General features: G+C 65.5%; 5 protein-coding genes. 3 read left to right on the forward strand and 2 right to left on the reverse strand.

What is annotated here, in order from left to right; all coding sequences use genetic code 11:
• The coding region (locus DB30_RS39670) for an ATP-binding protein (RefSeq protein ID WP_165704165.1) at positions 1 to 396 on the reverse strand (396 nt) is incomplete at its 3' end.
• Positions 383 to 1972 carry an IS21 family transposase gene (gene istA / locus DB30_RS39675; protein ID WP_165704166.1) on the reverse strand — a complete coding sequence of 530 codons (1590 nt, stop codon included), beginning with the start codon at positions 1970 to 1972 and terminating at the stop codon, positions 383 to 385. The genes DB30_RS39670 and istA, both read right to left, overlap by 14 nt.
• 195 nt (positions 1973 to 2167) lie before the next feature.
• On the opposite strand from istA, the gene DB30_RS43345 reads away from it, so the two are divergent.
• The 3 genes from DB30_RS43345 to DB30_RS39685 all read left to right on the forward strand — a co-directional run bounded on the left by DB30_RS43345 (position 2168) and on the right by DB30_RS39685 (position 6454).
• Positions 2168 to 2614, forward strand: a complete 447-nt coding sequence (locus DB30_RS43345) for an Eco57I restriction-modification methylase domain-containing protein (RefSeq protein ID WP_420870702.1) — start codon at positions 2168 to 2170, stop codon at positions 2612 to 2614.
• A gap of 271 nt (positions 2615 to 2885) precedes the next feature.
• A complete protein-coding gene (locus DB30_RS39680; RefSeq protein WP_146662768.1) occupies positions 2886 to 5090 on the forward strand; it encodes an integrin alpha in 2205 nt (734 codons plus the stop codon).
• Between the two features lie 35 nt (positions 5091 to 5125).
• The gene (locus tag DB30_RS39685) at positions 5126 to 6454 is read left to right on the forward strand and encodes an RCC1 domain-containing protein (RefSeq protein ID WP_165704167.1); all 1329 of its coding nucleotides are present in this window, start codon (positions 5126 to 5128) and stop codon (positions 6452 to 6454) included.
• Positions 6455 to 6684: the final 230 nt, after the last annotated feature.

The following is a 6684-nucleotide window of genomic DNA, read 5'->3' on the forward strand; positions in this document are numbered from 1 at the left end:
CAGCACGCCATAGCCACGAAGGCAGGCCCGCTGCCCAAGCGCCTGCGCGATGTGGCTCTTGCCCACGCCGGTCTGGCCGACCAGCAGCACGTTCTCGTTGCGACCGACGAAGCCGGCGGTTGCGAGGTCGAGGACCTTGGCTTTGGGGATCTTCGGGTTGAAGGTGAAGTCGAAGTCCTCGAGGGTCTTGTGATGCTCGAAGCTCGCTCGTCGCAGTCGCAGATCCAGCTGCTTCGCGTCGCGCCGCTCGACCTCGTCGTTGAGCAGCCGGTAGAGAAACTCGCTGTGCGTGAGGTCGTCTTCGACGGCCTGCCGCGTGCGAAGGTCGAGGGTTTGCAGGACGCCGGACAGGCGCAGCTTCTTGAGTATGGGTGTCAGTTCGTCAGTTGGGTGCATCGGTCTTCTCCAAGGGCAGCTGCAAGAGCTCCCCGATATCGCGGGTGAAACGTCGCGGCTCCAGCACCCCGCCTTGTCGCTGGACCACGATCGGCAAGGGCTCGAGGTCGAGACCTTTGCGCAGGATGTTCTTGATTCCGCCGTAGCTGTGCAGGCCGTAGAAGCTGGCCCGTCGACAGGTCGCTCGTGCACGCTCGACGGGGAAGGTCTCGAGGTGCGTGACGATCGACTGGACCGTACGCAGCTGCGAGAGGACATCGTCGGCGTCGAAGACCTCGCGGATGTACGCCCCGACGTCTTCACCGAGCGCGTCGGCGCGCTGCTCCCAGAAGTCGCGGCTGCGGTGACGGAAGTCGCGGCGGATCTCGGGCAGGTGTGCGTCGATCGTCGAGCGCTTGCCGGGTTGCTGCCGGGCGTGGGTCGCGACGCGGACGTCATCCCAGTAGATCTCGACGCTGTGCTTGGTCAGCCGGATCAGCACCGGCTTACCGACGAGACGCCACGGGACCGAGTACATCGCACGATCGACCTGGACGTGGGTGTCGGTGTGGACCTTGGCCTCGCGCCACACGACCGGCTCCCAGCGCTGACTCGGCAGCGCCAGCAAGTGCTCGCGCTCGACCGCGAAGAGCTCGGCCGGTCGACGTTGCGTGGTCCCGTGCGTTCGGCTGTTGGCGATGTTGTCGAGCCAGCGTCGGAGCTCGACGCGAAGCTCGCCGACATCGAGTAGATCCTTGCGAGCGGCGAAGAAATTGTTCTTCACGTACTTCACCCCCGACTCGACCTTGCCCTTCTTCTCGGGCGCACGGACCGGCGTGGGATCGACTTGGAAGCCGAAGAAGCGGGCGAATTCCCGGTAGCTGCGATTGAGGGTGGTCTTGTCATCGACGCCAAAGCCTGCCCGGATCACCGCGGCTTTGAGGTTGTCGGGCACGATCACCTTGGGCACTCCGCCGAGCTCGGCGAAGGCTTCGGCATGGCAGCGGAGCCAGGTCTCGACCTTCTGATCGAAGACGATGCGCACGACCATCAGGCGCGAGAAAGCCAGCACCATGACGAAGGCCCACGCCTTGCGCAGCCGGCCTTCGTCGGCGTCGTAGAGCTTACCCACGTAGCCGAAGTCGACTTGAGCGACCTCTCCGGCGGGCGTCTCGACACGGATCGCCACGTCCTCGGGGGCGATGCCCTTGACCTTGCGGACCCGCGCGCAGAGCCGCTTGACCGCGCCGAGGCTGCCCTCGAAGCGCTCGTCGAGGCGGAGTCGATCGTAGATCGCGGTTGGGCCAGCGCCAGCGTCGAGCATTGCCTCGATCGCCTCGGCCCAGTCCTCGATGCTGGAGGGTCGCGTGGCAGGGGTGTCGTCGCCGTGGCTCGCGGCGATCACCGCCTTGATCTCGGCGAGCTCGGGCAGCGCCGCCGGATCACCCTCGAGCATGCGCGCGTCGGTGAGCGGTCCTCGGTACTTGCGCTCGGTGTTGCGGCTGATGCCGAGGCGCTTGGCGATGACGCGGCTGCTCAGACCAAGGCGGTGTAGACGGACGAGTTCTTGGAGCAGGTGCATGTCGATGGCTTGCATGGGGGTCTCCATCGGCGGACGTACCTGTCCGACGCGCGGGCGCCGAGTGGCGGCGTCCGACGGGGGAGACCATCTGGAGGGTTGTTCAGTGGCCAGTGGGCAAGTCTGGCGATCCAGGGTGGGTCAGATGCATCCGATCCAGGGTGGGTCAGATGCATCCGATCCAGGCTTGGTCACTTTGCCCGATCCACAACAGTGCGGGCGTGCATTCGGCCGATGCACTGGGCGCTGGAGTTTCCGGAGGTGTTCTCGGATGCGCGGGTGGACCCGCTGGCGGAGGATGGGGTTGGGAAGGTTTGGATGGATGCGGTGGTCGGGAATCCGCCGTTTGCAGGGAAGAATGGCATTACCACTACAAGTGGCCCAAAGTACTTGGCGTGGCTAACCTCAGCCTATCTGCCCAGTCATGGAAATTCGGATCTCTCTGCATATTTTTTCCGACGAGCCTCGTCTTTGGTTGGTGCACATGGAACCATCGGGCTAATTGCAACAAATACAATCGGGGAAGGCGACACGCGAACAACGGGACTGCAGGCGCTCCTTGTCCATCGTCTCCGGATTTACGACGCCGTCCGTGTGCTAAAGTGGCCAGTCAAAGGGGCGAATGTAACTGTTTCCATAGTACCCTTGGGCGCATCCTGACGGTATGGAGCCCGGTCACCTGGTGGGCGTTCGAGTGCCCGCGGTCGTGTTTGACACCGATCTGAGATATCTGATAAAAGGGACTCAAATGACCTCGAAATACTCGGGCCAGTTTCCTCTACGATCAGTAGCCGCAATCTCGCTTGCGAGTGTGCTCATTCTCTTTCCCGAACCCGCGAGAGCGATCGATCAGAATTCGGCCCCTCAGGTGGGTGTCTGCGAGTGGCCGAATGTCGTCAACATCAGCGCGGGTGGGCATTGTACCGGTGTCGTGCTCGCCAAAAATGCCATGGGCCAGCAGTTCATCCTGACGAATGCACACTGCGTGGACTACGACAGTTTCCAAACCGGCGCCCTCGCCATGAACATCAGGTTTGGGGAGAACGGCGGCGGGACGGCCATCGAACTACTTTCTTGCACCTTCAACCCGGCGGCCGGGGTCAGCAATTCCTACCCCAACGCTCCGTCCTTTGAAAGGGGGGTCGACATGGTGGTGTGCGAGATCGATCCGATCCAGGAGTGGCCCGACGTGCCCACCGTCCCCATCATGTCCCCCGAGAGCGTGCTGCGTGACCATCTGCGCTGGGAGATGTACTACGTACACAACTCGCCTCACTGGGCGTCCAAGGGGATCGGAACCTTGTACCGAGATCAGGGGCCCGACATCACGACCGTCGGAACTGGGGACTCGGGAGGTGCGGCCGGCACTGGCCCGAAGCGGGCCTTGCCCATCATGCTCGGTCGGCAGTTCGACGGGACCGGCAACCAGTACTCCAATGAGTACTCCAGCACGACGCTGGAAACCAACGATCAGGAGAACAGCGAAGGTGCGATCTCGGGATCGGGGCTCGCCTCTGGCGACTCCGGCTCGCCAGAGTTCTACAAGGCACCCGACGGAACCTGGCGGCTGGTGTCGCTGCACTTCGGCCGTCACGCGGGGCGTGTCTACTCCGAGGCCATTCCGACCCGGCTCAACTGGGTCGAGCTGCTGGCGGGCGATCAGACGCCTTGCCACGACAGCGATGCGGACGGCTGGCACTGGATCGGCAACTGCACCGAGGAGTACCCCAAGAACATCGACTCGATGGACAGCACCTGGGCCGAGGACTGCAGGGACGACTTCGAGACGGGGGGCGTCGGCGGCTGGAACGAGCTAGCGGGCAAGATCACCGACGTGCTACCGCCCGAGGAACTCGGCGGACTGTGGGTCGACAAGGACGTCCTGGCCGACGCGTACGGCGACGTGCTGACGCTCGCGAACGCGGGGACGTACGGAACGCCGCCGGCCGAGGCGACGCTCGCCGCCGTCTTCTACGACATCGGTGAGTCTCAGGCCGTACCGGGCTTTCTCGGACAGACGATGAACAACGGGTTCGAGGCGGCCTACCTCGACCGGGTGTTGACCGGCGATTTCGACGGCGACTCGACCCTCGATGAGCTGATCCTCCAACCCAACTACGACTGCGGCAAGGGGCGGGCGCTCGAGATCATCGACGACGTGCAGACGGTCTGGGACCGCGGCGTCTCCGGTGTGCTTGGCGACTCGGTCTGCGCCGACTACTTCGGTGCGATGGCCGTCGTCGGCGACTTCGACGCAGACGGCTACGACGACGTCGCGTTCGGGGTCCCCGGCGACGACATCGGGACGAGCGCCCACGCCGGCAGCATCTCGGTGCTCTACGGCTCGAGCTCCGGCCTGACCGCGAGCGCTGATCAGCTCCTGCATCAAGACTCTCCGGGGGTCTCCGGGGTCGCCGAGCGCTGGGACTTAGCGAGCGAGACGATGACGGTCGGCGACTTCAATTGCGACGGCTACCACGACGTGGCCGTCGGTGCGCCGCAGGAGGACGTCGGTTCGATCCGAAAGTCTGGTGCCGTCAACGTGATCTACGGATCGTCCAGCGGGTTGTCGACCGTCGCAGACAACTGGTACCAGGGCGTGTCTGGGGTGCCCGAAAACGACGAGGCCGGAGACAACTTTGGCGGAGCACTGGCCGCGGGCAACTTCAACGACGACGAGTCTGCGTCGAGTGGGCTCGACTGCGATGACCTAGCGATCTCCTCGCCGGGAGAGGACCTGGGGACCGAGACCGACGCGGGCTATCTATACGTTATGTACGGTGGTGACTCGGGCTTGTCGACCACGGGCGCTCAGAGCTTCACTCAGGGCGTCAACCTTGGTGACCGCTACGAAGCCGGCGATCGCCTCGGTTCGGTGCTCGTGGCGGGCGACACCAACAGTGACGGAGTCGACGACCTCTGGGTTCAAGCCGGCGGCGAGTCGTGCGGGACCGGCGAGGCGAGCTACGGGCACCAGACCATCCTGGGCTCGACGTCGGGCCTGTCCGCGTCGGCGACGACCTTCGTCTGCGCAGACTCGGGCGGTGCCTACCGCACGTCGGAATGGGCTCAGCTGCAACAGCTCGCCGAGCACTACGCGCGTGACATCATCTACGCGCTGGAGAACCCAACCTGATGCGGCGCACAACGATCCACTGCTACGGTCCGCGCATGGGCCTCGCCATCTCGCTGGTGATCCTCGGCTCCTGCTCCTGCGGCGGCCGAACAGCGGACGAGTCGGGCTCGTCCAACGACTCGGTCCCCGCGGACCTGCCGGCGACGATCGGCGTCGACCTGTCGGTCCGCGGCAACGTGTCGTGCGCCGTGCTCGACGACGGTCGGGCGAAGTGCTGGGGCAGGGGAACGTGGGCGCAGCACGGTCAGCAAACGACGGAGGCGCTGGGTGACGACGAGAGCGCCGCCGAGATTCCATTCCTCGCCCTCGACGCGAGCGTCGAGTCGATCTCGACGTCGTACATGTCGGTCTGCGCGGTGCTCGAGGGGCGCCGGAGCTTCCGTTGCTGGGGCGGCCTCGCCCCAGTTGCGGGCGCTTGGGGGTACCCGTTTACCGGGATCCTCGGTGACGACGAGCCGATCCTCGCTGGCGAACTCATCAGCGTCTCCTCGGCGATCGAGAGCATCGACATCTCGGGTCGCGCGCACACCTGCATCCTGCTCGAGGGCGGCTCGGTCAAGTGTTTCGGCGCCAACGCCTACGGCCAACTGGGCTACGGCCACACCGACACGCTGTGCGACGAGATCGGCGAGACGGTCGACGCACTGCCGAGCGTCGACGTGGGGGGGCCGGTCGCGCAGCTGGCCATGGGCGAGACCGGGTTTTCCTGCGCGCGGCTCGTGGATGGGACCGTTCGCTGCTGGGGGCGCAACGCGGCCGGGATCCTCGGCCACCAACTCGCCGACTCCGAGTCGATCGGGGACGACGAGGTTCCCAGCTCGTATCCGCCGATCGAGCTCGCCGGAGAGCCGGTCGTGCAGCTGTCCACCGGACCCACGAACGCCTGCGCCGTCCATGCCAATGGCGCCCTGTCGTGCTGGGGGCTCGTGTCCGCTGCGCTCGGGTACGGCAGCGCCGTCGCGAACGAATTTGCGATCGGCGACACCGAGACCCCCGCTTCGGTCGGTCACGTCGATGTCGGTGGGCCCGTTGAAGGCGTCGCGCTCGGCAACTACCACACGTGCGCGCTGCTCGACGATGGTGGCGTGAAGTGCTGGGGCGTCGGCACCCTCGTGGCGCTCGGGTACGGCACCACCGAGACGATCGGCGACGACGAGTCGCCGGCGGTGCTCGATCCGCTGCCGCTCGGGGCCCCGGCGGTGTCCATCCACGCCGGTGAGTTTCACAGCTGCGCGGTGCTGCAGACGGGGGACGTGAAGTGCTGGGGCCATCCGGCCGCGGCGCTCGGCTACGGTGACGGCAACGCGCCGATCGGCGACGACGAGACGCTCGAGGATCTCGGTCCGGTCCCGCTGATCGGGTGAAGCCATTAGCCATGAGCCATGAGCCATGAGCCATTAGCCATTAGCCATTAGCCATGAGATTCGATTTCGACGCGAGGGACACGGCGTGACGAAGGCGCGGACTTGGCTCGCCGTGGTCGTGGGATGCTCGCTGGTCGGCCTGTCGCTGCTGCTGGTCGATCTCCCCCACGCAACGCGCTTGCACATGCGGGCGAGTCCCTCGTATGTCCAGCGGGCGACGTCGGCGACTT

It is taken from the genome of Enhygromyxa salina, assembly GCF_000737335.2.
In the GTDB taxonomy this organism is placed as follows: domain Bacteria; phylum Myxococcota_A; class Polyangia; order Nannocystales; family Nannocystaceae; genus Plesiocystis; species Plesiocystis salina_C.

What these genes read in the sequence shown, in the direction of transcription:
- istA (WP_165704166.1), bottom strand. Translation starts at nt 1,972, where the DNA reads ATGCAAGCCATCGACATGCACCTGCTCCAAGAACTCGTCCGTCTACAC.
- DB30_RS39685 (WP_165704167.1), top strand. Translation starts at nt 5,126, where the DNA reads ATGGGCCTCGCCATCTCGCTGGTGATCCTCGGCTCCTGCTCCTGCGGC.